We start from the raw sequence: 26,470 nt of genomic DNA on the forward strand, positions 1-26,470 counted from the left end.
GGTCAGTGGCCGGAGGTCAGACCGGATCGCTGTCCGACCAGCGGTAGCGCAACTCCGGGCGGCCGACCTGGCCGTACTGCGGGGCGCGGACGGCCCGGCCGCTCGCCACGAGGTGCTCCAGGTAACGGCGTGCGGTGATACGGGAGATGCCCACACCGGCGGCCGTCCCGGTCGCGGTCAGCCCGCCCTCGGCGGCCCGCAGGACATCGGTGACCGCCCGCAGGGTGGCCGCGGTCAGGCCCTTGGGCAGCGCGGCCGGGCGCGGTGCGCGCAGCGCGGCGATGGTCCGGTCCACCTCGTCCTGCCCGCTGGCCTCGCCGGTGGTGGCCCGGAACGCGGCGTAACGGGTGAGCCGGTCGCGCAGCGTGGCGAAGGTGAACGGCTTCAGCACGTACTGCACCACACCGAGCGAGACGCCCTCGCGCACCATCGCCAGATCGCGGGCCGAGGTGACCGCGACGATGTCCGCGGTGTGGCCGGCCGCGCGCAGCGTACGCACCAGTTGGAGTCCGTGGCCGTCGGGGAGGAACAGGTCGAGCAGCACGAGATCGACCGGGTGGTGGTCGAGGTGGCGGCGGGCGGCCGCCATGGAGCGCGCGGTGCCGGAGACGGTGAAGCCGGGCACCCGCCTCACGTACAGGGCGTGCGCATCGGCGGCCACCGGGTCGTCCTCGACGACCAGCACCCGGATGCCGGCGGGGCTCGCGCTCACCCGGCGCCTCCGCTCGGGCAGGTGCCCAGTGCGCACTCGCTCGTCGCGCACCCTTCCGCCGTCGCGCGCCCTTCCGCCGTCGTGCACCTTCCCGCCTCCTCCGCCCGCAGGGGCAGCCGTACGGTGAACCGCGCGCCGCCCGCCGGCGCCCGGTCCAGGGTGAGCGTGCCGCCGTTGCGCCGGGTCGCCTGCCGGGCCAGGGCCAGGCCCAGACCGCGGCCCGCGCCCTGTTTGGTGCTCCAGCCCCGCCGGAAGATCTCCTCGGCGGCGTCCGTGGCCACCCCCGGCCCGTTGTCCGCCACCCGCAGCAGCAGTTCACCGTCGGCCGCCCGCGCGGTGACCCGCACCCGCGGCGCCTCCACGGCGCCGTGCTCCGGGGCCGCATCCAGGGCCGGGGCCGGAGAAACCGCAGCCGGGGCCGCAGCCGGGCCCGGGACCGGAGAAACCGCGGCCGGAGCAGGGGCGGCCGCGTCGATCGCGTTGTCGACGAGGTTGCCCAGCACGGTCACCAGATCGCGGGCCGGCAGACCGGGCGGCAGCACCCCGTCGTCGATCCGGCTGTCCGGCGTCAGGGTCAGCTCCACCCCGCGCTCATGGGCCTGCGCGGCCTTGCCGAGCAGCAGCGCGGCCAGCACCGGCTCGGCGACCGCCGCGACGACCCGATCCGTCAGCGCCTGTGCCAGCTCCAGCTCCGCCGTGGCGAACCCGACCGCCTCCTCGGCCCGTCCCAGCTCGATCAGCGACACCACGGTGTGCAGCCGGTTGGCGGCCTCGTGGGCCTGTGACCGCAGGGCCTCGGCGAAGCCGCGTACCGAGTCCAACTCCCCGGCCAGCGCCTGGAGTTCGGTGTGATCGCGCAGGGTGACGACGCTGCCGCGCCGGTCGCCGCCGGAGACCGGGGCGGAGTTGACGACCAGCACCCGCTCGGCGGTCAGATGCAGCTCGTCCCGCCGCGGGCCCGGCGCCAGCAGCGCCTCGGTGAGCGGCCCCGGCAGCCCCAGCTCGCCCACCGGCCGGCCCACCGCGTCCCCGGGCAGCCCCAGCAACTCCCGCCCGCCGTCGTTGACCAGGGCGACCCGGCGCCGTCCGTCGAGCATCAGCAGCCCCTCGCGCACGGCGTGCAGCGCGGCCTGGTGGTAGTCGTGCATCCGGCTCAGCTCCCGGGCGTTCATGCCGTGGGTGTGCCGCCGCAGCCGGGCGTTGATGACGTACGTGCCCGCCCCGCCGAGCGCCAGGGCCGCGGCGGCCACCCCGGCCACCGCGAGGAGCTGGTCGCGCAGCTGCGCGCTGATGGTCTCGATGGTGATCCCGGAGCTGACCAGCGCGGTGATCCGGCCGCCGCGCCGCGGGTCGTGGACCGGCGCGACGACCCGTACGGACGGGCCGAGCACCCCGGGGTGCGTCTCCGCGAAGACCCTGCCGTCCAGCGCCGGGCCGGTGTGCCCCAGGTACTTCCCGCCGATCGCGGACGGCTGCGGATGCGTCCAGCGGGTCCCGTCCGGGGCCATCACCACCACGAAGTCGACGCCGGCGTCCCGCCGCAGCCGCTCGGTGTACGGCTGGAGCGCGGCGGTGGGATCCGCCGTGCGGGCCGCCGCCACCACGGCCGGCGAGCCGGCGACGGCGGTGGCCGCCGCGGTCGCCTGCCGCCGCGCGGTCTCCTCCGCCTGCCGCCCGGCGTTGACGTACGCGAAGCCGGCGCAGCCCGTGACGACCGCCGTCACCAGCACCACCTGCATCGCGAAGAGCTGCCCGGCGAGGCTGCGGGGGCCGCGCAGCCGGCGCGATGGCCGGGGCCGGGCCCGGGGTCGGGGGAGTCGCATGCGGAACAGTCTGCCGGGTCACATTTACATGAACGAAATGTACGTAAGGGTGACGGGTGCCACAACGGAGTGCATAGTCGCCGGGACTCGTTGTGCGGCGGGGCCGCAGGTCACCGCGCGACCGCACAACCGCAGAACCGAGGAGGCAGCCCGTGGCCGCACAGACCCCACCGTCCGGGGGGAGCACCGACGAGACCGTGCCACCGGAGCGGGCCGTGCCACCGCAGCAGGCCACGTCGCCGGACCGGACCGCGCCCCCGAAGCGGGACCGGACCCACTACCTCTACCTCGCCGTGATCGGCGCGGTGCTGCTCGGCATCCTCGTGGGCTTCGCGGCGCCCGGCGTCGCCGTCGAACTCAAGCCGCTCGGTACCGGGTTCGTGAACCTGATCAAGATGATGATCTCGCCGGTCATCTTCTGCACCATCGTGCTGGGCGTCGGCTCGGTCCGTAAGGCCGCCAAGGTCGGCGCGGTGGGCGGGCTGGCCCTCGGCTACTTCATGGTGATGTCGACGGTCGCCCTCGCCATCGGCCTGGTCGTCGGCAACGTCCTGGAGCCCGGCTCCGGCCTCCACCTCACCGAGTCCGTACGGCACGCCGGCCAGGCCCAGACGTCGGGCGACGCCGAATCGCTGTCCGCGTTCCTGCTCGGCATGATCCCCACCACGCTGGTCTCCGCCTTCACCCAGGGCGAGGTCCTGCAGACGCTGCTGGTGGCGCTGCTGGTCGGCTTCGGGCTCCAGGCGCTGGGAGCCGCCGGGGAGCCGGTGCTGCGCGGTATCGGGCACGTCCAGAAGCTGGTCTTCCGGGTGCTGTCCATGATCATGTGGGTGGCGCCGGTGGGCGCCTTCGGCGCGATCGCCGCGCTGGTCGGCCAGACCGGGCTGGACGCGCTGAAGTCGCTGGCCATCATCATGGTCGGCTTCTACGTGACCTGTCTGCTGTTCGTGATCGTGGTCCTCGGTGCGCTGCTCCGCCTCGTCGCCGGCGTCAACATCTTCCTGCTGTTGAAGTACCTGGCCCGGGAATTCCTCCTGATCCTCTCCACCTCCTCCTCGGAGTCCGCGCTGCCGCGCCTCATCGCCAAGATGGAGCACCTGGGCGTCAGCAAGCCGGTCGTCGGCATCACCGTCCCGACCGGCTACAGCTTCAACCTCGACGGCACCGCCATCTACCTCACGATGTCCTCGCTGTTCGTGGCCGAGGCGATGGGCAAGCCGCTCTCCCTCGGCCAGCAGATCTCCCTCCTGGTATTCATGATCATCGCCTCGAAGGGCGCGGCCGGAGTCACCGGCGCCGGCCTGGCGACGCTCGCCGGCGGTCTCCAGTCGCACCGCCCCGAACTCGTCGACGGCGTCGGCCTGATCGTCGGCATCGACCGCTTCATGAGCGAGGCCCGTGCCCTGACCAACTTCGCGGGCAACGCGGTGGCCACCGTCCTGGTCGGCACCTGGACCAAGGAGATCGACAAGCCCCGGGCCGCCGAGGTCCTCGCCGGCCGGATCCCCTTCGACGAGAAGACCCTGACCGCCGACCACGGACATGGCGGCCGCCCCGCAGGCTCCTAGGCAGGCCGTAGCCAGATGGTGGCCAAGGGGGGAAGGGTCACGGTCAGGGACCTGGTGCGGCCGTTCCAGGGGACGGGTTCGGCTTTCACGGGGCCCGGGTTGGTGATGCCGCTGCCGCCGTAGCGGAGCGCGTCGGTGTTGAGGACCTCGCGCCAGGCGGGCAGGGCGTCCGGGATGCCGAGGCGGTAGGTGTGGCGGACGACGGGGGAGAAGTTGGTGACCGAGAGCAGAGCGGCGCGGTCGGCGGCGAAGCGGAGGAAGGACAGGACGTTGTCCTCGCTCGCGTCGCCGTCGATCCAGCTGAAGCCGGCCGGGTCGGTGTCGCGCTCCCAGAGGGCGGGGGTGGCGGCGTACCGGCGGTTCAGGTCCCGTACGAGATCGCGGACGCCGCGGTGGTCCGGCTCGGCCTCGTACGAGGGGTCGAGCAGCCACCAGTCCGGGCCGTGCGCCTCGGACCACTCCGCGCCCTGCGCGAACTCCTGGCCCATGAAGAGGAGTTGCTTGCCGGGGTGGGCCCACATGAAGCCCAGGTACGCGCGGTGGTCGGCGCGCTGCTGCCACCAGTCGCCGGGCATCTTCGACACCAGCGCCCGCTTGCCGTGCACCACCTCGTCGTGGGAGATCGGCAGTACGTAGTTCTCGCTGTACGCGTAGACCATCGAGAAGGTCATCTCGTGGTGGTGGTACTTGCGGTGCACCGGCTCCTTGGACATGTAGACGAGGGAGTCGTGCATCCAGCCCATGTTCCACTTCAGGCCGAAGCCCAGACCGCCCTGGTCGGTCGGCCGGGTGACGCCGTCCCAGGCCGTGGACTCCTCGGCGATGGTGACGACGCCGGGGCAGCGCTTGTAGACCGTGGCGTTCATCTCCTGGAGGAAGGCGACGGCGTCGAGGTTCTCCCGGCCGCCGTACGCGTTCGGGGTCCACTGGCCGTCCCCGCGTGAGTAGTCGAGGTAGAGCATGGAGGCGACGGCGTCCACGCGCAGCCCGTCGATGTGGAACTCCTCGCACCAGTACACCGCGTTGGCCACCAGGAAGTTACGGACCTCGGTGCGGCCGTAGTCGAACTCCAGGGTGCCCCAGTCGGGGTGTGCGGCCCGGGCCGGGTCCTGGGGCTCGTAGAGCGGACGGCCGTCGAACTCGGCCAGCGCCCAGTCGTCGCGCGGGAAGTGCGCCGGCACCCAGTCCATCAGCACCCCGATACCGGCCCGGTGCAGGGCGTCGATCAGGAAGCGGAAGTCGTCGGGGGTGCCCATCCGGGCGGTGGGGGCGTAGAAGCCGGTCACCTGGTAGCCCCAGGAGCCGCCGAAGGGGTGCTCGGACGGGGGCATGAACTCGACGTGGGTGAAGCCCAGGTCCTTGACGTAGCAGGGGAGTTGGGCCGCCAGCTGGCGGTAGGTGAGGCCGGGGCGCCAGGAGGGGAGGTGCACCTCGTAGACGGAGAACGGGGCCTCGTGGACGGGGGGCCGCCCGCGGCGGGCCATCCAGTCGGCGTCCTGCCAGCGGTGGTGGGACTCCGTCACGACCGAGGCGGTGGCGGGCGGGCACTCGGTCCGGCGGGCCATGGGGTCGGCGCGTACCGTCTTCGAGCCGTCCGGCCGGGTGATCTCGAACTTGTACAGCTCGCCCTCGCCGATGCCGGGGAGGAACAGCTCCCAGACCCCGGAGGAGCCGAGGGACCGCATGGGGCAGGAGGTGCCGTCCCAGTAGTTGAAGTCGCCGAGCACCCGGACGCCCCGCGCGTTGGGCGCCCAGACCGTGAAGCGGGTGCCGGTCACACCCTGGTGGTCCATGGGCCGCGCGCCGAGCGCCCGCCACAGCTGCTCGTGCCGGCCCTCGCCGAACAGGTGCAGGTCCAGCTCGCCGAGCGCGGGCAGGAAGCGGTAGGGGTCGTGGGCGGTCAGAGTGGTGTCGTCACCGTAGTCGATGAGGAGTTCGTAGTCGGGGGCGGTGCGGAGCGGCAGTACGCCGGCGAAGAGGCCGTCGCCCTCGGAGCGCAGCGCGGCGCGCAGGCCCGGGGCGACGACGGTGACGGCCTTCGCGAACGGGCGGAGCGCGCGGATGAGGAGGCCGCCGCGTACGGGGTGGGCGCCGAGCAGGGCATGCGGATCGTGGTGGGCGCCGGACAGCAGCCGGGCGCGGTCCTCGTCGGGGAGCGGGGCGGCGGCCCGCACTCCGTGCCCGCCGGGCGGCGGTGCCGGCGTCGGTCTCGGCGGACGGGAGCGGTCCGCGGGGCCGGAGGATGCCGTGCCGCGGTCGGTGGACGGCGGGTGGGGGCGCTCCTGGGCCGGCGGCCGGGGCGGGGCCGGGGCGGTCGGGGGAGCGGGCCTGGATCTCACGGGTGGGGCCTCCTGGGGGAAGGGCGTGGGGTGCTGCCGGGGCCCGGGGGGTGCCCGGCGGGCTCCCCGTCGGCCGCCAGCCGCCGGATCGCGGCCATCGGGACGGACAGCCAGTCGGGCCGGTGCCGGGCCTCGTAGAGCACCTCGTAGACGGCCTTGTCGGTCTCGTACGCACGCATCAGTTCGGGCGCCGAGTGCGGATCGAGCCCGCCGGCCTCGGCGTAGCCCCGGCAGTAGGCGGCACGGGTGCGCCGGGCCCAGTCCAGTGCCCAGGGGTCCCCGCCGGCCGGTCCGCTGCGGGCCGCGTAGTCGAAGGAGCGCAGCATCGCCGCGACGTCCCGCACCGTGGGCTGGAGGCGGCGCCGCTCGGCCAGCGGGCGGGCCGGTTCGCCCTCGAAGTCGATCAGCGACCAGCGGCCCCCGTCGGCGGAGCGCAGCGTCTGGCCCAGGTGCAGATCGCCGTGGATGCGCTGGGCGGCCCAGCTCCGGCCGTCGCGGCCCACCGCGGCCAGCGCGTCGAAGGCGGTGCCCAGCCGCGCCCGGTAGGGCTGGAGTACGGGCACGGCGCGGGCGGTGGCCGCCAGCCGCCGGCGCATCCGGGCGGCGATCTCCGCCAGCTGCGGGCGGCGCAGCTCGGTGGTCGGCAGGGTCTGCGCGAGGGCGGTGTGCACCTCCGCGGTGGCGTGCCCGAGCGCCCGGGCCGGGCCGGTGAAGTCGGCGCGTACCGCCAGGGCGTTGAGGGCCAGCTGCCAGCCGTCCGCCGACCCCCGCAGGAACGGCTGGAGCACGCCGAGTGTCGTCGCCTCCCCGCTCTCGTCCGTGGTCGCCGACTCGAACCACGCGGCGGGCGCCGGGACCCGTACGCACGGGGTGCCCGCCAGCGCCCGTGACAGCTCCAGGTCCGGGTTGACGCCCGGTTCGATGCGGCGGAAGAGCTTCAGGATGAACGATTCTCCGTACACGATGGAGGAGTTGGACTGCTCGACGGCGATCGGCCGGGCGGGCAGCCCGGAGGGGATGTCCACGCCCGGTTCGCGGTGGAAACGCAGGGCGCCGAGCCGCCCCGGCACCCGGAGCCGTTCCAGCAGCAGCCCGCACAGCCGGTTGTCGAGCAGCGCGTCATAGACCGTACGGCCGCGCAGCGGGCCGCCGCCCGGCCGGCCGATCACCGCCGGTGCCAGCTGTGGCGGCGGTGCCGGATGCACGCCGAGCAGGAGCTGATAGCGGTCGCCGCCGGTGGCGGCGCGGCGGGGCGGGCCGCTCTGCTGGGCCCGGACGAGCAGCTGGAGCAGCCCCGGTGTGGTGCCCTCGCCGGTGCACGGCAGCAGTTCGGTCGCCGAGAGCAGGGTGAAGCCGGTGATCAGCCGCCCTTTGCCGGCGAACCAGCGCTGGCGCGGCACCCATACGGCCAGCAGGGGGACGAGCGAGGGGAGCAGGTCGGGGGCGGTGACGAGCGGGCGGTGGTCTGGGCTGTTGCGGGCGGCGCGGGTCGGGGCGGTGTCCGGCATGGCGTGTCGCGTCCTTTCCCCGGGCACACGACAGATAGGGCAAAGTGTCCCGGAATGCGGGCTTCACTGTGCGGTGGCGCGGTGGCGGTACCCCCGTACGGAGGCTGGCGTCCCCCCGGACGTGCTCCGGGTGCACCGGGCGGGACCGAGGGGACGAGGGGGACGGCAGGCGCGGCGGTGACGGGGTACCGGGCGCCCGTGTCCGGTCAGGGGGCCGGCCGGGCCGTGTGCGTCACGGGGTCGGCCCCGTCATGGGTTCGGCCCGTCATGGGTTCGGCGTCGTCACGGCATCGGCGTCGTCACCGGTTCGGCGTTCTTCCGCAGGCGGAACCAGTAGAACCCGTGGCCCGCCAGCGTCAGCAGATACGGCAGTTCCCCGATGGCCGGGAAGTGGACGCCGCCGATCAGCTCCACCGGGTGGCGGCCGCTGAACGACCGCAGGTCCAGCTCCGTCGGCTGGGCGAACCGCGAGAAGTTGTGGACGCAGAGCACCAGGTCGTCGTCCGCGCCGTCGGTACCCGGTGACTCCCGCAGGAAGGCCAGCACCGCCGGGTTGGTGGAGGACAGCTCGGTGTAGCTGCCGAGGCCGAAGGCCGGGTTCTGCTTCCGGATCTCGATCATCCGGCGGGTCCAGTGCAGCAGCGAGGACGGCGAGCTCATCGCGGCCTCGACATTGGTGACCTGGTAGCCGTAGACGGGGTCCATGATGGTCGGCAGGAACAGCCGGCCCGGGTCGCAGGAGGAGAATCCCGCGTTGCGGTCCGGTGTCCACTGCATCGGGGTGCGCACCGCGTCCCGGTCCCCGAGCCAGATGTTGTCGCCCATGCCGATCTCGTCGCCGTAGTAGAGGATCGGCGAGCCGGGCAGGGAGAGCAGCAGGGCGGTGAACAGCTCGATCTGATTGCGGTCGTTGTCGAGCAGGGGGGCCAGCCGCCGGCGGATACCGATATTGGCGCGCATCCGCGGGTCCTTGGCGTACTCCGCGTACATGTAGTCGCGCTCTTCGTCCGTGACCATTTCGAGGGTCAGCTCGTCGTGGTTGCGCAGGAAGATGCCCCACTGGCAGCCGGACGGAATCGCCGGGGTCTTGGCGAGGATCTCCGAGACCGGATAGCGCGATTCGCGGCGCACCGCCATGAAGATGCGCGGCATCACGGGGAAGTGGAACGCCATATGGCATTCGTCGCCGCCGACCGCGTAGTCCCCGAAGTAGTCGACGACGTCCTCCGGCCACTGGTTGGCCTCGGCCAGCAGGACGGTGTCCGGATAGTGCGCGTCGATCTCCGCCCGGACCCGCCGGAGGAAGGCGTGCGAGGCGGGCAGGTTCTCGCAGTTGGTGCCCTCCTCGGCGTAGAGGTACGGGACCGCGTCCAGCCGGAACCCGTCGATCCCCAGGTCGAGCCAGAACCGCAGGGCGGAGATCATCTCCTCCTGGACCGCCGGGTTCTCGTAGTTGAGGTCCGGCTGGTGGGAGAAGAAACGGTGCCAGTAGTACTGCTTGCGCACCGGGTCGAAGGTCCAGTTGGAGGACTCGGTGTCGACGAAGATGATCCGGGCGTCGGCGTACTGCTTGTCGTCGTCCGCCCAGACGTAGTAGTCGCCGTACGGCCCCTCCGGGTCGCTGCGCGACTCCTGGAACCACGGGTGCTGGTCGCTGGTGTGGTTCATCACCATGTCGATGATGACCCGCATTCCGCGGTGGTGCGCGGCGTCCACGAATTCCACGAAGTCCGCCAGATCGCCGAATTCGGGGAGTACCGAGGCGTAGTCCGCGACGTCGTAACCGCCGTCCCGCAGCGGGGATTTGAAGAACGGCGGGAGCCAGAGGCAGTCCACCCCCAGCCACTGCAGATAGTCCAGCTTGGCGGTGAGGCCTTTGAGGTCGCCGATGCCGTCGCCGTTGCTGTCCTGGAAGGAGCGCACCAGGACCTCGTAGAAGACGGCCCGTTTGAACCAGTCGGGATCGCGGTCCTTCGCCGGGGTGTCCTCGAATGTGTCGGGGACTGGCTCATTGACGATCAATTGGGTGACCCTCCGATCGGTGAGGACGGTCGCAGCGACAGCACATGAGCGGGCGCGGGCGAGCGGCCCGGCTCCAGGCGCACATAGTTGTCCCTGCCCCAGTGGTAGGTATCGCCGGTGAGCTCGTCGCGCACCGGGAAGGACTCGTGCCGGCCGAGGCCGAGTTCCGGCATGTCCAACGACACCGTCGCCTCGTGGGTGTGGTGCGGGTCGAGGTTGACCACCGTGAGCACCGTGTCGACCCCCGCGCCGTGGCGCGCGCGCTTGGAGTAGGCGAGCACGGCGTCGTTGTCGACCGGGTGGAAGCGCAGATCGCGCAGCTGTTGCAGGGCAGGGTGGCGGCGGCGGATGCGGTTGAGCGCGGTGATCAGAGGGGCGATGGTACGCCCCTGCTTCGCCGCCGCTTCCCAGTCGCGCGGCCTGAGTTGGTACTTCTCCGAGTCGAGGTACTCCTCGCTGCCGGGGCGTACCGGCGTCGACTCGCAGAGCTCGTATCCGGCGTAGACGCCCCATGCGGGGGAGAGGGTGGCGGCCAGCACGGCACGGATCTCGAAGGCGGCCCGGCCGCCCTCCTGGAGGTAGGCGTGCAGGATGTCCGGGGTGTTCACGAAGAAGTTGGGCCGCAGGTAGGCGGCGCTCTCACCGGACAGCTCGGTGAGGTACTCGGTCAGCTCCTGTTTGGTGTTGCGCCAGGTGAAGTACGTGTACGACTGGTGGAAGCCGATCTGGGCGAGGGTGCGCAGCATGGCGGGGCGGGTGAACGCCTCGGCGAGGAACAGCACGTCCGGGTCGGTCCGGTTGATGTCGCCGAGCACCTTCTCCCAGAACGCCACCGGTTTGGTGTGCGGGTTGTCCACCCGGAAGATCCGTACGCCCTTGGCCATCCAGAAGCGCAGCACCCGCTCGGTCTCCCGGACCAGCCCGCGGAAGTCGGTGTCGAACGCCAGGGGGTAGATGTCCTGGTACTTCTTCGGCGGGTTCTCGGCGTAGGCGATCGAGCCGTCCGCGCGGTGGTGGAACCACTGCGGGTGCAGGGTGACCCAGGGGTGGTCGGGGGAGCACTGCAGCGCGAAGTCCAGGGCCACCTCCATCCGCAGGTCGCGGGCCGTACGGACGAAGTGCGCGAAGTCCTCGAAGGTGCCCAGGTCCGGGTGGAGGGCGTCGTGGCCGCCGGCCGCCGAGCCGATCGCCCAGGGGGAGCCGACGTCGTCCGGGCCCGCCGCCAGGCCGTTGTTGGGGCCCTTGCGGAAGGACGTGCCGATGGGGTGCACGGGCGGCAGGTAGACCACGTCGAAGCCCATGGCGGCGACGGCCGGCAGCCGTTCGGCGGCGGTGCGCAGGGTGCCGCTGACGGCGGTGCCGTCCGGGGTGACGAGGGCGCCCTCGGAGCGCGGGAAGAGCTCGTACCACGAGCCGTACAGGGCCCGCCGGCGCTCCACGGCCAGCGGCATCGGGCGCGAGACGGTGAGCAGTTCGCGCAGCGGGTGGCGCTCCAGCGCCGCGGTGACCTGGGGGGCGAGCGCGGCGGCGAGCCGGGCGGCGGGGGGCAGTCCCCCGTCGCGCAGCGCGTCCACGGCGCCGAGTACCGACTCCCGGCCGTCGCTCTTGGGGACGTCGGCGGCGGCCCGCTCGTGCAGCTCGGCGCCCTCGGCGAGGACCAGCTCGGTGTCGAGGCCCGCCGGGATCTTGACCGAGGCGTGCCGGCGCCAGGTGGCGAGCGGGTCGGACCAGGCCTCCACGGTGAAGGTCCAGCGGCCCTCGACGTCCGGGGTGACCTCGGTGCTCCAGCGGTCGGTGCCGGGCACCCGCTCCCGCATCGGGGTCCAGGGGCCGCAGCGGCCGGCCGGGTTGCGCAGCACCACATTGGCCGCGACCGCGTCATGACCTTCGCGGAAGACGGTGGCCGAGACCTCGAAGGCCTCGCCCACCACGGCCTTCGCCGGGCGGCGGCCGCAATCGATCTGCGGGCGGATGTCCAGAACAGGGATGCGACCGATCATGGGCTCACCTGGGCTTGTGATGCTTTGCGGGGTTTTGTCCTTTGTATCCGCTCCATAGCAGGGCGGCCGGGCGTGAACAGGGGCGCTCGGGTCCGCTTTCACTCGGCTGGCGGACGGTGTGACCGGCCGGGGCGTACGCGGTGAGCCTTCCCTCCGATGGCGGACCGGAAATCCGCCGCCATGTGAACTACCGGTACGTAACTGCGCACCGGGCGTGGTGCGGCGGATGTGCGGCCGCTTCCCTCGGGGCGGCTGCGGAGCTGCGCTGACACGGTCGGCGTCGCCTCCTCAACTCGGTGTGATCACAGCGGAGTTGCGGTGTGCGGAAGTCCGGTGCCGCGCCGGGGCCCGTCGGCGCACTCCGCAGCCTCCCCCGAGGAGGGAGTACGGACAAGAGCGAATGAGGGGCGGGAATCGGCCATATCAGCGGACGCGCCGGTAGCCGGCGGGACCCGGGCCCCGTCCGCACGGCCCCGGAACGCGCAAAGGCGGTGCCCGGAGAGTTCCGGACACCGCCCTGTCACCGGGGTCACGCCACCCCGGGACGTTCAGCGTGCGATAGTGCGTGTTCCGCCGTGTGCGCCGGCGTGTGACGTCACTTGACGGCGACGCCGGTCCAGGCGGCCTCGACGCCCTTGACCTCGGCGCCGTCCGCGCCGTACAGGTCGGTGGCGGCCTTGACGGTCGCCTCGCGCGCGCCCTTGTAGTCGGTGTTCGAGGTCATGTACGTGGTCAGGGCCTTGAACCAGATCTTCTCGGCCTTCTCCCGGCCGATGCCCTCGACCTTGGAGCCGTCCGCCGTCGGGCTGTCGTACTTGACGCCGCCGATCTCCTTCGGGCCGCTGCCCTCGGACAGCAGGTAGAAGAAGTGGTTGGCCACGCCCGACGAGTAGTGCGGGTCGAGGTTGGCGGTGTTGGAGTCCCAGTTGTCCTGCGACTGGCCGTCCTTGCTGGGCTTGTCCATGTAGCGCAGCGGGGTGCCGTCACCGTTGATGTCGATCTTCTCGCCGATGAGGTAGTCGCCCGGGTCCTTGGCGTTCTTGGCGTAGAACTCGACCGAGGTGCCGAAGATGTCCGAGGTGCCCTCGTTCAGGCCGCCGGACTCGCCGCTGTACTCCAGGTTGGCGGTGGCGGAGGTGACGCCGTGCGACATCTCGTGCGCCGCGACGTCGATGGCGGTGAGCGGCGCCTTGTTGTCCTTGCCGTCGCCGTACGTCATGCAGAAGCAGCTGTCGTCCCAGAAGGCGTTGACGTAGTTGTCGCCGTAGTGGACGCGGGACGAGGCGCCCTTGCCGTCGCCCTTGATGCCGCTGCGGCCGTGCACGTTCTTGTAGTAGTCCCAGGTCTCGGCCGCGCCGTAGTGCGCGTCGACGGCCGCGGTCTGCGGGTCGTCGGGCTTGCCGGTGCCCCAGGCGTCGTCCTCGTCCGTGAACGGCTTGCCCTCGCCGGTCTCGCTGTTCTCCAGGTTGGAGGTCTTGTGACCGCCGCGCTCACCGTCGGTGAGGGTGAAGCCGTTGCCTTCCTTGGTGGTGCCCAGCTCGACGCTGCCGCTGTACTCGCTCTCGCCCTTGCCGGTGCGGATCTCGTCGTACTGGAACAGCTTCTTGCCGGTGTTGGCGTCGGTGATGACGTGCATCCGGCTGGGGGTGCCGTCCTTCTTGGTGCCCTTGACGACGGTGTCGTAGGCGAGGACGGGGGTGCCGGAGGCGGCCCAGACGACCTTCTTCGGCGCCTGCGCGTCGGCCTTCTCGGCGGCGAGCGACTTGGCGGCGGTGCCCTGCGCCGAGGTGGCGGCGGCCCCCGAAGCGATCTTCGGCGTGGTGGAGGCGACCTTGATGGTCTTCGTGGTCGCCTTGGTGGTCGACTTGATCGCACCGCCCTTGGCCTGGTGCACGATCAGGTCGCCGCCGAGGACCGGAAGTCCGGCGTAGGTGCGGTCGTAACGGGTGTGCGTGGTGCCGTCGGCGTCCTTGATGACGTCCTTGACGACCAGCTTCTCCTGCGAGCCGAGGCCGAGCGCCTGGGCGGTCTGGGCCCGCACGGAGCTCGCGTCGCGCAGGAGTTCCGCGCGGTGCGAGGCGCTGAGCTTGAGGGGAGTGGCGTCCTTGGCGGCGGTCGGGGCCGGCGAGGCGCCGGCGGTTCCGGCCGTGATTCCGGCGGCGAGCAGGGCCGCGGCGGCGAAGGCGCCTCCGGTCACACGGGTCTTACGGGATATGCGGGGGGTCACGCGTGCTCCTTCAACTTTGCCAAACGGTGGGGGTGCAAAGCGATGCGGGTGATTGCGTTCCGGGAAGGTTGCCAGTTCGAACGCGTTCATGTCAGGAGGGAGTCGCAAACTTGGCCGAAAAACGTCCGCAGAGAGGTGATCGTCGTTCGTATAACGGAGTGGGGCGCCGCCCCCGGAGATCCGGGGACGGCGCCCAAGTTGCCTTCTGTGGAGTCGAGTTGAGATGCCCGTAGGGGTTCCGGTCCGGCTATGTCATACCAAGGTGACGGCTCGGTACCGGCGCCGGGTCAGAACGTCAGCTTCCAGCCATTGAGGTAGCCGGTGTCCTGTGCGTAGACGTCCTGGACCCGCAACTTCCAGGTGCCGCCCGCCGCCTTGGCGGAGGCGTCGACGGTGTACGTCGTCCGCACGTCGGCCGCGGAGTCGTTGGCGTCGGAGTTCTTCAGCCGGTAGGCCGTGCCGTCCGGGGCGATCAGGTCGATGACCAGGTCGCCGCGGTAGGTGTGCACGATGTCCACCCCGACCTTCAGCGTGCCCGGCGCGTTGCCGCTGCGGCTGACGGTGATCGGCGAGGTGACCATGGCGCCCGCGTCCGGGATGCGCACATCGTCGGTGCTCTCGAAGACGCTGCCGCCGCTGTCGCCGTCCGGGACGCGGGAGCCGACGTTGACCGCCGCCCAGGTGTTGGCGACCGTGTTGTACGTCGCGCTGCCCTCGCCGAACAGGTCGGCCGCCGCCCGGAGCGTGGCGGTGCGGGCACCCGCGTAGTTGGTGTTCGCGCTCATGTACTGGCTCAGCGCCTTGAACCACACCTTCTCGGCGTTGGCCCGGCCGATGCCCGGCACCGGCTTGTTGTCGTACGTGGGGCTGTCGTAGTGGACGCCGCCGATGTCTTTCGGTCCGCTGCCCTCCGCCAGCAGGTAGAAGAAGTGGTTGGCGACCCCGGAGGAGTAGTGCACGTCCAGGTCGCCGACGCGGCTGGACCAGTAGTCCGCGGAGTTGCCGTCCTTGCTGGGCTTGTCCATGTAGCGCAGCGGCTCGCCGTTGCCGTAGATGTCGACCTTCTCGCCGATGAGGTAGTCGCCGGGGTCCTTCTCGTTGTTGGCGTAGAACTCCACCGCCGTGCCGAAGATGTCGGAGGTCGCCTCGTTGAGGCCGCCGGACTCCCTGGCGTACTCCAGGCCCGCGGTGTGGGAGGTGACGCCGTGCGACATCTCGTGGCCGGCCACGTCGATGGAGGTGAGCGGGTGGGTGTTGTTCCGGCCGTCGCCGTACGTCATGCAGAAGCAGCTGTCGTCCCAGAAGGCGTTGACGTAGCTGTTGCCGTAGTGGACGCGGGAGTAGGCGCCCACCCCGTCGCCGCGGATGCCGCTGCGGCCGTGCACGTTCTTGTAGTAGTCCCAGGTCTCCTGCGCGCCGTAGGCGGCGTCGACGCCCGCGGTCTGCGGGTTCGACGGCGTACCGTCGCCCCAGACGTCGTCGGCGTCGGTGAACAGCGAACCGCTGCCCCCCGTACCGTGGTTGAGGTTGTTGGTCCGGTGGCTGCCCCGGCCGGTGTCCGTCATCTTGAAGTTCGGCGCCGACCCGGAGGTGCCGATGGTGACCCGGCCGCTGTACTGGCTGTTGCCGACGCCGTTCTCGATGCCCTGGTACTGGAAGAGCTTGGCGCCGGTCCCGGCGTGGGTGATGACGTGCAGTTCGCTGGGCGTCCCGTCGTCCTGCAGCCCGCCGACCACCGTCTCGTACGCGAGCACCGGCGTGCCGTCGGCGGCCCAGATCACCTTGCGCGGCGCCTCGGCGGCCGCGGTCCGCTCCGCGCCGAGCGCCCGGGCGGCCTGGACGGCCTTCGCCTCGGCGGCGGCCGGCCGCAGCTTCGGGGTGGTGCTCGGGACGGTGAGCCGGGCGGTCACGGCCTTGGTGACGCCCTTGAGCGCGCCGCGCGCGCTCTTGTGCACCACGAGGTCGCCGCCGAGGACGGGCAGGCCGGCGTAGGTGCGCTCGTAGCGGGTGTGGACGGTGCCGTCGGCGTCCTTCGAGACGTCCTTGACGACCAGCTTCTCCTGCGCGCCGAGCTTGAGTTGTCGCGCGGCGTCGGCGGTGCCGGCCTCGGCTGCCCGTATCAGCTCCGCACGCTGGGACGGGGACAGCTCGGCCGGCAGTGCGCCGGGGGCGGGAACGGCCTGCGCGGGGCCCGGCCGCGGGGTGGCCGCCGTGCCGGTGCCGGCCTGTGCGCCGACGGCCAGCATCGCCGCGACGGCGACCAGCGCGCCGGTCGCCACGGCGCGTCTATGGGGGGTGCGTCTCACGCTGACTCCTTCTGCGGTGGCCGCTCCGTGCCGGGGCGGCCGAGGGGGACCGGGCGGCGGAAGGGCCGTCCGGGCAGATCGAGGCAGAACACTTGAAGTGCGTGGGGGGAGACGTACGTGACGTACGCGAGGTGCGGATGAAACAGGTGATGCGCGTGGAACGGCCTGCCGCGGGGGTGGTGCTGTGGGGGCCGCGCGGCGGCGGTTGCGGGGAAGAGTCCCACCGCTACCGGCCAGTTGTCAGGAGCCTTTCAACTAATTGGCCGGAAAGCGTCCGTTGGGCGAAATCGACGTCCGATAGCCGGACGCCTGAAGGGGGGTCAGCCGCTGGACGCGGCCCGGGAGTCCCCGCCGGACACGGCCCGCAGCAGCAGGACCGAGCGGGCGGGCAGCGGGATGTCCGTGCCCGCGTCGTGGCGGGTGGCGGGGGGCGCCGCCTGGTCCTCACGGGAGGTGTCGACGAGGAGTTCGTAGCAGGACGCCCACGGCGGACCGGGCAGTGTGCAGGAGCCCGGCCCGGCCCCCGCGTGCAGCACGATCAGAAAGCTGTCGTCCACGACCGGCCGGCCCTGTGCGTCGCGCTGCGGAATGTCGCGCCCGGACAGGTACATCCCCAGGGTGGCGCTCGGCGCGTACCAGTCGTCCTCGGTCATCTCCGTGCCGTGCGCGGTGAACCACGCCAGGTCCCGCAGCCCGTCCGGGCCCTGCGGGCGCCCGGAGAAGAACGCCCGGCGGCGCAGTACCGGATGGCTCCGGCGCAGCGCGATCAGCCGGGCCGCCAGGCCGGTCAGCGCGGACCAGCCCGGGTCGTCGAGCAGTGACCAGTCCAGCCAGCCGAGCGGGTTGTCCTGGCAGTACGCGTTGTTGTTGCCGTGCTGGGTGCGGCCCATCTCGTCGCCGGCCACCAGCATGGGGACTCCGGTGGAGAGCAGCAGGGTGGCCAGGAGGTTGCGCAGCTGGCGGCGGCGCAGCGCGGTGATGCCGGGGTCGTCGGTCTCGCCCTCGGTGCCGCAGTTCCAGGACCGGTTGTCGTGGGTGCCGTCGCGGTTGTCCTCGCCGTTGTCCGCGTTGTGCTTGTGCTCGTAGGAGACCAGGTCGCGGAGGGTGAAGCCGTCGTGCGCGGTGATGAAGTTGACCGAGGCGTACGGGCGGCGGCCGCCCCAGGCGTAGAGGTCGCTGGACCCGGAGAGCCGGTAGCCCAGGTCGCGTACGTCGTGCTGGGCGCCGCGCCAGAAGTCGCGGACGGTGTCGCGGTAGCGGTCGTTCCACTCCGTCCACAGGGGCGGGAAGGCGCCGACCTGATAGCCGCCGGAGCCCACGTCCCAGGGCTCGGCGATCAGCTTGACCCGGCGCAGTACGGGGTCCTGGGCGATCACGGCGAGGAACGGGGAGAGCATGTCGACGTCGTGCAGGGAACGGGCCAGCGCCGACGCGAGGTCGAAGCGGAAGCCGTCCACTCCCATGTCGGTGACCCAGTAGCGCAGCGAGTCGGTGATCAGCCGCAGCACCTGCGGCTGCACGACGTGCAGGGTGTTGCCGCAGCCCGTGTAGTCGGTGTAGCGGCGGGCCTCGCCGGCCAGGCGGTAGTAGCCGCGGTTGTCGATGCCGCGGAGGGAGAGCGTCGGGCCCCGCTCGCCGCCCTCCGCGGTGTGGTTGTAGACGACGTCGAGGATCACCTCGATACCGGCGTCGTGCAGCGCCCGCACCATCCGCTTGAACTCGCCGACCTGCTGGCCGCGGGTACCGGTCGCGGCGTAGCCGGCGTGCGGCGCGAAGTAGCCGATCGAGTTGTAGCCCCAGTAGTTGCGCAGACCACGGCGGATCAGATGGTCCTCGTGGGCGAACTGATGGACCGGCAGGAGTTCGACGGCGGTGACCCCGAGCCGCACCAGGTGCTCCAGCGCGGCCGGGTGGGCCAGGCCCGCGTAGGTGCCGCGCAGCCGCTCGGGCACGCCCGGGTGACGCATGGTGAAGCCGCGCACGTGCAGCTCGTACAGGACGGTGTCCGGCCAGGGCGTCTTGGGCCGGCGGTCGTCCCGCCACTCGTCCGCGCCGCCCTCGTCCGTGGCCGCGTCGCCGACCACCACGCCCTTGGGGACGTACGGTGCCGAGTCCCGGTCGTCGCGGACGGTGTCGGCGATGTGCTGCTCCGGCCAGTCGCGCACATGCCCGTAGAGCTGGGCGGGCAGCGCGGACCCGGCGCCGGCCGGCTCGACGGCCGTGCCGAAGTCGCCGTCCACGGCCCTGGCGTACGGGTCGAGCAGCAGCTTCGCCGGGTTCCAGCGGGCGCCGGTCCAAGGGTCCCAGCGGCCGTGCACCCGGTAGCCGTAGCGCCGGCCGGGCCGGACGCCGGGCAGGAAGCCGTGCCAGATCTCGTGGGTGAGCTCGGCGAGCGGATGGCGGGTCTCGCGCTCCGCCTCGTCGAAGAGGCACAGCTCCACGGCCTCGGCGCCGCCCGCCCACAGGGCGAAGTTGGTGCCCGCGACGCCGTCGGGCCCGGTGCGGCAGCGGGCCCCCAGGGGCGTCGGACTGCCGGGGCGGATGCCCGTCGGTGAGGTGGGGCGGGGGTCCGCGGGGGAGGTGAGGTGGTTGTCCGCGGGGGAAGTGCGGCGGTTGTCCGCGGCTGCGGTGGGGCGGAGGTCCGCGGGTGGGGTGAGGCGGTTGTCCGCGGGTGGGGTGAACCGTCCGCCCGCCACCGGCTCCTGCTCGGGTGCGCTCGACACGTGCCGGCCTCCTGCGGCTCATGGCTCGGTCGGGCGGGCCCGCGCGGTGTCCCGGCCGCGGATGCGGCGCCGCCCTCCCCGTTGTTCTGCCCGCAACCGGGTGGTGCCTCACGCCTCGGGCGGGGTGGGGCGGGGGCTGTCGGGGCCGCGACCGGGTGACGTGTCCGTGGCATTCGGTACGCGGCATACCTCCCTATTCCGGCATCATCCGTCACAATCCTATATATGACTGCCCATCAGCAGGACCGAGCAGGGGACCGGGACCGGAGCCGGCGCCGGAGCGGGCGCCGGAGCCGGAGCGGCCGCCGCGCGGGGCGCGGCCGCCTCGCCCGCGCCGCCGTGGCCGGGCTTGCCGGGGCGGCGGCGCTCACCGGATGCGCGGGCTCGGCCGCGTTCGACGACGGGGACGCGCCGCGCGCCCAGGAGCCGGCCATCCGGATCGTCCCCCACAACGGGGCGCACGGCGTACGGGCCAACGGGCGGTTCGAGATCCGGGTGCCGGACGGGCGGCTGGAGCGGGTCGTGGTGAGCCGCGCCGGGAACGCCGGCCGATGGCCCGTCGCGGGCCGGATTGCACCGGACGGCCTGGTCTGGCGCCCGGCGCCCGGCCCCCTCCACCCCGGCGCGACCTACACCGTCGACGTGGTCGCACGGGACGCCGCTGGCCACCGCTCGACCCGGCACACCACCTTCACCACCGCCCTGCCCGCCCGCCGGGTCACCGGCCACTTCTCGCCCCAGAGTGGTGCCATGGTCGGCACCGGCCTGATCTTCTCGATGGCCTTCGACCGGCCGGTCGCCGACCGCGCGGCCGTCGAACGCGCCGTCAAGGTGACGGCCCGGCCCGGTGTCGAGGTCGTCGGCCACTGGTTCGGCAGCCGGCGGCTGGACTTCCGCCCCCGCGACCGCTGGCGGCCGGGTACCGAGATCACCGTGGGGCTGCGGCTGCGCGGGGTGCGGACCGGACCGGACACTTACGGGACGCAGGACGGGACCGTGCGCTACCGGGTGGGCCGGGACCAGATCAGCTTCATCGACGCCGCCCGGCACACCCTGACCGTGCGCCGCTCCGGCCGGGTGGTGGCGGTGCTGCCGGTCACCGCGGGCGACGCCGCGCACCCCACCTACAACGGGCGGATGGTGATCCTGGAGCGGCAGTCGGTGACGCGGATGGACGGGCGGACCGTCGGCTTCGGCGGTGAGTACGACATCGCGGACGTACCGCACGCCATGCGCCTGACCCGGTCCGGCACCTTTCTGCACGGCAACTACTGGGCGCGGCCCGAGGTCTTCGGGGGCGTCAACACCAGCCATGGCTGTGTGGGGCTCAAGGACGTGAAGGGCGGCGCCCCGGACACCCCGGCCGGCTGGCTCTTCGGCCGGTCGATCGTCGGCGACACCGTGGTGGTGCGGAACTCCCCGGAGCGCACGGTCGCGCCGGACAACGGCCTCGGTGGCTGGAACATGCCGTGGGACCAGTGGCGGGCCGGCTCGGCGCTGCGGTGACCGCGTCCTCCCGGGGGTGGCCCTCCGACCCCCGCGCACTAACCTTCCGGCATGACTGTGAATCTCGAGGTCGCCGACGGCGTCGGCACCATCCGCCTGGACCGCCCGCCGATGAACGCGCTGGACATCGCCACCCAGGACCGGCTGCGCGAGCTGGCCGAAGAGGTCACCCGCCGCGACGATGTGCGCGCGGTCGTCGTCTGGGGCGGTGAGAAGGTCTTCGCGGCCGGCGCGGACATCAAGGAAATGCAGGACATGGACCACGCGGCCATGGTCGTCCGTTCCAAGGCCCTGCAGGACGCGTTCACCGCCGTCGCCCGGATCCCCAAGCCGGTGGTCGCCGCGGTCACCGGCTACGCGCTGGGCGGCGGCTGCGAGTTGGCGCTCTGCGCCGACTTCCGGATCGCGGCCGACAGCGCCAAGCTCGGCCAGCCGGAGATCCTGCTGGGCCTGATCCCGGGCGCCGGCGGAACCCAGCGGCTGGCGCGGCTGGTAGGTCCCTCGAAGGCCAAGGACCTGATCTTCACCGGCCGTCAGGTGAAGGCCGACGAGGCGCTCGCCATCGGCCTGGTGGACCGGGTGGTTCCGGCTGCCGAGGTCTACGCGCAGGCGCACGCCTGGGCGGCCCGGCTGGCAGCCGGTCCCGCGCTGGCCCTGCGCGCGGCGAAGGAGTCCGTCGACGCGGGCCTGGAGACGGACATCGACACCGGGCTGACGGTCGAACGGAACTGGTTCTCCGGGCTGTTCGCGACCGAGGACCGGGAGACCGGGATGCGCAGCTTCGTCGAGGAGGGCCCGGGGAAGGCCAGGTTCCGCTGAAGCGGCCGGGGTTTCCGGGGCGGGTGAGGTTTGGCCGGTACCCGATGCCTCGTGTGGGGGAATTGCGGGGAACTTAACCACGCCTTAAGGGCGCCTTGTTGACACCCTGTGTTGATCATTCATATGTCAGGTGTCGTCGCAGGTCAGCCAGGTATTCCCGGAACCTTAAATGCTGTTGGCATATGACGTCGCGGGGTACTGGAACCGGCAATTCCGGGCAAGGGATTCCGCCGGTTCCGCCCCCGCGACCGCCAAGTAGCAGCCATGATGGGGGGCATGGCGGGCCTCGAAGGAATGGAGCAGCCGCGGCCGGAGAGCGATCCGGCCGCAGCACGGTGGGGCGGCCCCGGCACGGACAGGAAGCCGGTTCCGGCTCCCTGCGGCCCGGTGCCCGCGGCCCTCGATCTGGTCGGCGAGCCGACCATCGGCGAGGTCCGGCTACCGTCCCGGCCCCAGTCCGCCGGGATCGCCCGGCGGCTGACCGCGGCGGTGCTCCTCAAACAGTGGTGCCTGACACCCCAGCTCGCCGAGCATGCCGTACTGCTCGTCTCCGAGCTGGTCGGCAACGCCGTACGCCACACCGGCGCCCGGATGTTCGGGCTGCGGATGCTCCGCCGCCGTGGCTGGATCCGGATCGAGGTGCGCGACCCGTCCCGTGGCCTGCCCTGTCTCATGCCTGTCCAGGAAATGGACGTCAGTGGCCGTGGCCTCTTCCTCGTCGACAAGCTCTCCGACCGCTGGGGCGTGGATCTGCTGCCGCGCGGCAAGACGACGTGGGTCGAGATGAGGGTCACCGACTGCTGACGCCGGTACGGGGCCCGTCCGGGCGGGAGGCGCGCCCGCACGGTCGGCCGTCGCCGGCCGACGGCCGGGGCGGCGGTTCCGCGGCGGCGGTCCGTAGTATGGGTCGCTCATGACTGCGGCTGATACGGAGAGGAGGACCATGCATTCCGTGCGCCGGTCGGCCGCGCTGACGCTGCTGCTCCTCCTCGCCGTCACCCTCGGGCCGCTGCTGTGCCGCACCGGGGGCGACCAGGCCTGGACGGCGACGGCCACGGCGACGAGCCCGGTCTCGGTGCAGCACACCCCGCAGCTCTCCGGTACCCCGAAGATCTCCGTCTCCTCACGGTTCTCCGGCTCCTCGAAGCCCGTCGGCACCCCGAAGCCCTTCGGCGACCCGCAGCTCCTCGGCGACCCTCAGCTCTCCGCCGGGGGCGGCTCCGACGCCGAGGCGCACGCTCCCAAGCGCTGCTCGGGCCAGCACGCACCCGCGCCCGACGAGTCCGCCCCGCCGCCCGCCCCGCACCGCGCCGAACCCCTGGCCCCCGCCACCACCGGCCCCGGCTCGCTCGCCGCCGACCTGCCGGCCCAGCACGCACTCGCCCGGCCGCCCACCCAGGCCGAGCACCGCGCGGACCACCCTTCCCTCCTGCCCGTACTGCGGATCTAGGCCACCCCGAGTTACCCGGCCTGACCTTTTCCTCCGCACGTATGGAGCTTCCGCATGCCCACTTCCGCCTCTCCCACCCGCAAAATGGCCGCCATCGGCGCGGTCATCGCCCTCGTCGTGGCCGTGATCGCCGTCGCCGTCGCCGTCGGCAAGGCCGTCGAAGGCAGCCGTGACAGCGGCACCGGCACGCCCGAGGCCGCCGCCTCCGTCGAGTCGAAGGACGAATCCGCACAGCAGAAGCTGTTCGACGACCTCGCCCGGCAGACCAGCCGGCGCCAGGACGGCGATCCGCTGGCCATCGGCAAGAAGGACGCCCCGGTGGTGCTCGTCGAGTACGCCGACTACCAGTGCTCGTACTGCGGCAAGTTCACCCGCGAGACCCAGCCCGAGCTGGTCAAGAAGTTCGTCGACGCGGGCACGCTGCGCATCGAGTTCCGCAACTTCCCCGTCTTCGGCGCCCCCTCCGAGCGGGCCGCCCGCGCCTCCTGGGCCGCCGGCCGGCAGGGCAAGTTCTGGGAGCTGCACCACACGCTGTACGCCGAGACCCGCAAGGGCGACGCGCTGGCCGAGGACAAGCTCGTCGAGATGGCCCGGGAGAGCGGGGTGCCGGACATCGAGAAGTTCCGTACGGACCTGAAGAGCGCGGACGCCGAGCGGGCGCTGAAGAAGGACCAGCAGGAGGGCTACCAGCTCGGTGTGCAGTCCACGCCGTCCTTCCTGGTCAACGGCCGTCCGGTGATGGGGGCGCAGCCCACCGGGGTCTTCCTCCAGGCCGTCGAGGACGCCGCGGCCAGGGCCAAGGCCACGGCGAAGGGGACGGAGGCCGGGAAGTGACGACCGACATCGGCTACCTCGCGGCGTTCCTGGGCGGGGTGCTCGCCCTGGTCAGCCCGTGCAGCGCGCTGCTGCTGCCGGCGTTCTTCGCGTACTCCCTCGGCACCCCCGGCCGGCTGCTGGCCCGCACCGGAGTGTTCTACCTGGGGCTGGCCACGACGCTGGTACCGCTCGGTGCGGCCAGCACGCTGACCAGCCGGCTCTTCATCGGCCACCGTGACCTGCTGATCACGATCGGCGGCTGGATCGTCATCGCGATGGGCCTGGCACAGATTCTCGGGCTGGGCTTCGCCTCCCGGCGCGCCCAGCAGGCGGCCGCCAGGATCACCCCGCGCACGGCCGTCTCCACCTTCCTCCTCGGCTGTGTCTACGGGCTGGCCGGCTTCTGCGCGGGCCCGATCCTCGGCTCGGTGCTGATGGTCTCGGCGCTCAGCGGCAACCCCGTCCACGGTGCCTCGATGCTCGCCGTGTACGCGCTGGGCATGGCGCTGCCGCTGTTCGTCCTCGCGCTCCTGTGGGACCGCTTCCGGCTCGGCACCCGGGGGTGGCTGCGGGGCCGTGAGCTCACCCTCGGGAAGCTGCGGCTGCACACCACCTCGCTGCTGTCGGGGCTGTTCTTCATCGGCATCGGCGTGCTCTTCCTGCGCTTCAACGGGACCAGCGCGCTGCCCGGGATCCTCGACGCGGACAGCGAATCGCGGATCGAGGAGTGGCTGGCCCGGGTCGGGACCGCCATCCCGGACTCGGTGCTGCTGGCGGTGGCCGCACTGGCCGTCGCGGGGGTGCTGGCCCGGATCGCGCTGCGCGCGGAGAAGCGGCAGCGGCAGAAGCAGCCGGCGGAGCAGTCGGCCGAACCGGCTGGGCAGTCGGCCGGGCAGCCGGAGCAGCAGCCTGCGGAGCGGCCGGCCGAACAGCCGGGGAAGTAGCCGAGCGGCGGGGGCGAGCAGCCGCCCCGCCTCCGCCCGGCCTTCCCGCGTCCGCCCCGAGTCCGCCTGGCCGCCCCGCGTCCGCCCGGACTCGGCCCGGGCTCCTGCGACGGCAGGGACCCAGGCCGACGGAAAGGGGCCCAGGCCTACGGGTACCTATGCGCCGAGCCGGCGCAGCCGCCGGTGTGCGTGCGTACGGGCGAGTGGCCGTATGTGCGGGTGGTGGGCGTCGGCCCGGCGCCGGCGGTCGTTGCAGAGCAGGCACTTGCCGTAGCCCGGCGGAAGGGGATCCTCCGGGTCGCCGTAGAGCGGGTCGACCGCGCCGTGCGGATGGAGCGCGCAGCCGGTCGGGCCGGTCTCCGCGCCCAGTGCGCCGGCCGTGGTCAGCGCCCGGCGCAGTACGTCGACGAGCTCGTCCGCGCCCTGCCGGGTCGGCGCGGACTGCAGAGCGGTGGCAAGGTCGGATGCGGTGGTCAGCGCGGACTGGAGTTCGCGCAGCTGTGCGTAACTCATGTCGCCGAGCGTAGGCGGACCCACTGACAGTCGATCTTCCGATCGCACTTCGCAACTACCCATGGCCAGATGCATGCCCGCTCAACCGCGCGATGGAGCACCGGGACGGTGACGATCCCCTTACTGGACCATGACAACTACTCGACCACGACGCGCGAGGAGACGGGGCCGAGAAAGAGCCGGGGCCGAGGCCACCGCCCCGGCCCCGGCCCCCGTCACGGCGCGATCGGCAGCGCCCGCTTGTGCTCGGTGAGCCGGTAGCGGCGGGCGATGGCCCGGAACGCGTCCGGGGGGACCGGCTCGCCCTCCAGGAAGTCGTCGATCTGGTCGTAGGACACACCGAGCGCGTCCTCGTCGGGCTTGCCCGGGTCGAGCGTCTCCAGATCGGCCGTCGGCACCTTCGTGACCAGTTCCTCCGGGGCGCCCAGCGCCGCCGCCACGGCACGCACCCGGCGCTTGGTGAGGCCGGTGAGCGGGACGACGTCGGCCGCACCGTCACCGAACTTGGTGAAGAAACCGGAGACCGCCTCGGCCGCGTGGTCGGTGCCCACCACCAGGCCGTCCTGGGCCCCGGCGACCGCGTACTGCGCGATCATGCGCTGCCGCGCCTTGATGTTGCCGTGCACGAAGTCCTGGTGGTGGGCGTCGCGGAAGACCAGCCCGCCGTCCACCACGGCCTCCAGCGCCGCGTCGCTCGCCGGGCGGATGTCGACGGTCAGCTCCTGGTCGGCCCGGATGAACTCCAGCGCCCGCTGGGCGTCCTTCTCGTCCGCCTGGACGCCGTAGGGGAGCCGCATCGCGTAGAACGTCGCCTCGTGTCCGGCGGCCCGGGCCCGCTCCACGGCGAGCTGGCAGAGCCGGCCGGTGGTCGTCGAGTCGACGCCGCCGCTGATCCCCAGGACCAGCGAGCGCAGGCCGGTGGAGGTCAGCCGTTCGGTGAGGAACGCCACCCGGCGCTCGATCTCCCGCTCGGCGTCGAAGGACGCGGTCACCTGGAGATCCCGGGCGATCTCCTGCTGCAGGGCCTTGGACGCCGGGTCGGTCACGGCTGCTCCCTTTCTTCTCTCGCCGCGCGGTGTGCGCTGCGTGGTGCGGTACGGACGGCGGCTGCCGCCTGGCACGCGTCACGCACTGTCCCCGTCGCGCGTACGCAGAGTGCGTATGAGCCGTACGGCCGTACGCGCGGTTCCTGGA

18 protein-coding genes are annotated in these 26,470 nt (G+C 72.4%); 7 read left to right on the top strand and 11 right to left on the bottom strand.

The features are described from left to right. Nucleotides 1–16: 16 nt before the first annotated feature. Together AZE13_RS04145 and AZE13_RS04150 are read right to left on the bottom strand one after the other, a co-directional pair. Nucleotides 17–712, bottom strand: a complete 696-nt coding sequence (locus tag AZE13_RS04145) for a response regulator (protein ID WP_066926829.1) — start codon at nucleotides 710–712, stop codon at nucleotides 17–19. Next, entirely contained in the window at nucleotides 709–2,535 is a 1,827-nt protein-coding gene (locus AZE13_RS04150) for an ATP-binding protein (protein WP_079123659.1), read from the bottom strand. Before AZE13_RS04150 ends, AZE13_RS04145 begins: the two co-directional genes overlap by 4 nt. A gap of 152 nt (nucleotides 2,536–2,687) precedes the next feature. Between AZE13_RS04150 and AZE13_RS04155 the strand changes: the two genes are divergently transcribed. Beyond that, the gene (locus AZE13_RS04155) at nucleotides 2,688–4,103 is read left to right on the top strand and encodes a cation:dicarboxylate symporter family transporter (protein WP_079123660.1); all 1,416 of its coding nucleotides are present in this window, start codon (nucleotides 2,688–2,690) and stop codon (nucleotides 4,101–4,103) included. Here the strand turns inward: AZE13_RS04155 and glgB are convergent. The 7 genes from glgB to glgX form a co-directional block, all read right to left on the bottom strand. Continuing rightward, nucleotides 4,100–6,442, bottom strand: coding sequence for a 1,4-alpha-glucan branching enzyme (gene glgB, locus AZE13_RS04160; protein WP_079123661.1), 2,343 nt, complete (start codon nucleotides 6,440–6,442; stop codon nucleotides 4,100–4,102). The genes AZE13_RS04155 and glgB overlap by 4 nt on opposite strands. Next, nucleotides 6,439–7,950 (bottom strand): maltokinase N-terminal cap-like domain-containing protein, encoded by a 1,512-nt coding sequence (locus AZE13_RS04165; RefSeq protein ID WP_066926833.1) that lies wholly within the window; start codon nucleotides 7,948–7,950, stop codon nucleotides 6,439–6,441. The genes glgB and AZE13_RS04165 overlap by 4 nt, the downstream gene beginning before the upstream one ends. Before the next feature lie 282 nt (nucleotides 7,951–8,232). Further along, nucleotides 8,233–9,972: a maltose alpha-D-glucosyltransferase gene (gene treS, locus AZE13_RS04170; RefSeq protein WP_066926835.1), complete on the bottom strand. Its 1,740-nt coding sequence runs from the start codon at nucleotides 9,970–9,972 to the stop codon at nucleotides 8,233–8,235. Then, nucleotides 9,969–11,972, bottom strand: a complete 2,004-nt coding sequence (locus AZE13_RS04175; protein ID WP_066926837.1) for an alpha-1,4-glucan--maltose-1-phosphate maltosyltransferase — start codon at nucleotides 11,970–11,972, stop codon at nucleotides 9,969–9,971. Before AZE13_RS04175 ends, treS begins: the two co-directional genes overlap by 4 nt. Nucleotides 11,973–12,567: 595 nt before the next feature. After that, nucleotides 12,568–14,199 carry a M4 family metallopeptidase gene (locus AZE13_RS04180; RefSeq protein ID WP_066926839.1) on the bottom strand — a complete coding sequence of 544 codons (1,632 nt, stop codon included), beginning with the start codon at nucleotides 14,197–14,199 and terminating at the stop codon, nucleotides 12,568–12,570. Nucleotides 14,200–14,486: 287 nt separating this feature from the next. Further along, nucleotides 14,487–16,505 (bottom strand): M4 family metallopeptidase, encoded by a 2,019-nt coding sequence (locus AZE13_RS04185; RefSeq protein ID WP_066926841.1) that lies wholly within the window; start codon nucleotides 16,503–16,505, stop codon nucleotides 14,487–14,489. A 320-nt stretch (nucleotides 16,506–16,825) separates the two neighbouring features. Further along, entirely contained in the window at nucleotides 16,826–19,228 is a 2,403-nt protein-coding gene (gene glgX, locus AZE13_RS04190) for a glycogen debranching protein GlgX (RefSeq protein WP_079123662.1), read from the bottom strand. Between the two features lie 225 nt (nucleotides 19,229–19,453). On the opposite strand from glgX, the gene AZE13_RS04195 reads away from it, so the two are divergent. The 6 genes from AZE13_RS04195 to AZE13_RS04220 all read left to right on the top strand — a co-directional run bounded on the left by AZE13_RS04195 (nucleotide 19,454) and on the right by AZE13_RS04220 (nucleotide 24,763). Continuing rightward, nucleotides 19,454–20,734, top strand: a complete 1,281-nt coding sequence (locus tag AZE13_RS04195; RefSeq protein WP_079123663.1) for an Ig-like domain-containing protein — start codon at nucleotides 19,454–19,456, stop codon at nucleotides 20,732–20,734. Nucleotides 20,735–20,785: 51 nt separating this feature from the next. Then, nucleotides 20,786–21,553 (top strand): enoyl-CoA hydratase/isomerase family protein, encoded by a 768-nt coding sequence (locus tag AZE13_RS04200; protein WP_066926845.1) that lies wholly within the window; start codon nucleotides 20,786–20,788, stop codon nucleotides 21,551–21,553. Nucleotides 21,554–21,817: 264 nt separating this feature from the next. Beyond that, nucleotides 21,818–22,357, top strand: coding sequence for an ATP-binding protein (locus AZE13_RS04205; protein WP_066926847.1), 540 nt, complete (start codon nucleotides 21,818–21,820; stop codon nucleotides 22,355–22,357). Between the two features lie 139 nt (nucleotides 22,358–22,496). Further along, nucleotides 22,497–23,003: a hypothetical protein gene (locus AZE13_RS04210; RefSeq protein WP_066926849.1), complete on the top strand. Its 507-nt coding sequence runs from the start codon at nucleotides 22,497–22,499 to the stop codon at nucleotides 23,001–23,003. 54 nt (nucleotides 23,004–23,057) lie between these two features. Next, nucleotides 23,058–23,837, top strand: coding sequence for a DsbA family protein (locus AZE13_RS04215; RefSeq protein ID WP_066926851.1), 780 nt, complete (start codon nucleotides 23,058–23,060; stop codon nucleotides 23,835–23,837). Then, entirely contained in the window at nucleotides 23,834–24,763 is a 930-nt protein-coding gene (locus AZE13_RS04220; protein ID WP_079123664.1) for a cytochrome c biogenesis CcdA family protein, read from the top strand. Before AZE13_RS04215 ends, AZE13_RS04220 begins: the two co-directional genes overlap by 4 nt. Nucleotides 24,764–24,919: 156 nt before the next feature. Here AZE13_RS04220 and AZE13_RS04225 read toward each other — a convergent pair whose 3' ends face one another. Beyond that, nucleotides 24,920–25,276, bottom strand: coding sequence for a hypothetical protein (locus AZE13_RS04225; RefSeq protein ID WP_066926852.1), 357 nt, complete (start codon nucleotides 25,274–25,276; stop codon nucleotides 24,920–24,922). Nucleotides 25,277–25,491: 215 nt separating this feature from the next. Then, on the bottom strand, nucleotides 25,492–26,322 hold the full coding sequence (gene nadE / locus AZE13_RS04230; protein WP_066926854.1) for an ammonia-dependent NAD(+) synthetase: 831 nt from the start codon (nucleotides 26,320–26,322) through the stop codon (nucleotides 25,492–25,494). Nucleotides 26,323–26,470: the final 148 nt, after the last annotated feature.

This window comes from Streptomyces sp. NBRC 110611 (assembly GCF_001590865.1).
In the GTDB taxonomy this organism is placed as follows: Bacteria; Actinomycetota; Actinomycetes; order Streptomycetales; family Streptomycetaceae; genus Streptomyces.

Coding starts and splice junctions, on each gene's coding strand:
- AZE13_RS04150 (WP_079123659.1), bottom strand. CDS start 2,535: ATGCGACTCCCCCGACCCCGGGCCCGGCCCCGGCCATCGCGCCGGCTG.
- AZE13_RS04165 (WP_066926833.1), bottom strand. CDS start 7,950: ATGCCGGACACCGCCCCGACCCGCGCCGCCCGCAACAGCCCAGACCAC.
- AZE13_RS04175 (WP_066926837.1), bottom strand. CDS start 11,972: ATGATCGGTCGCATCCCTGTTCTGGACATCCGCCCGCAGATCGATTGC.
- AZE13_RS04195 (WP_079123663.1), top strand. CDS start 19,454: ATGACTGCCCATCAGCAGGACCGAGCAGGGGACCGGGACCGGAGCCGG.
- AZE13_RS04200 (WP_066926845.1), top strand. CDS start 20,786: ATGACTGTGAATCTCGAGGTCGCCGACGGCGTCGGCACCATCCGCCTG.
- AZE13_RS04205 (WP_066926847.1), top strand. CDS start 21,818: ATGATGGGGGGCATGGCGGGCCTCGAAGGAATGGAGCAGCCGCGGCCG.
- AZE13_RS04210 (WP_066926849.1), top strand. CDS start 22,497: ATGCATTCCGTGCGCCGGTCGGCCGCGCTGACGCTGCTGCTCCTCCTC.
- AZE13_RS04215 (WP_066926851.1), top strand. CDS start 23,058: ATGCCCACTTCCGCCTCTCCCACCCGCAAAATGGCCGCCATCGGCGCG.
- AZE13_RS04225 (WP_066926852.1), bottom strand. CDS start 25,276: ATGAGTTACGCACAGCTGCGCGAACTCCAGTCCGCGCTGACCACCGCA.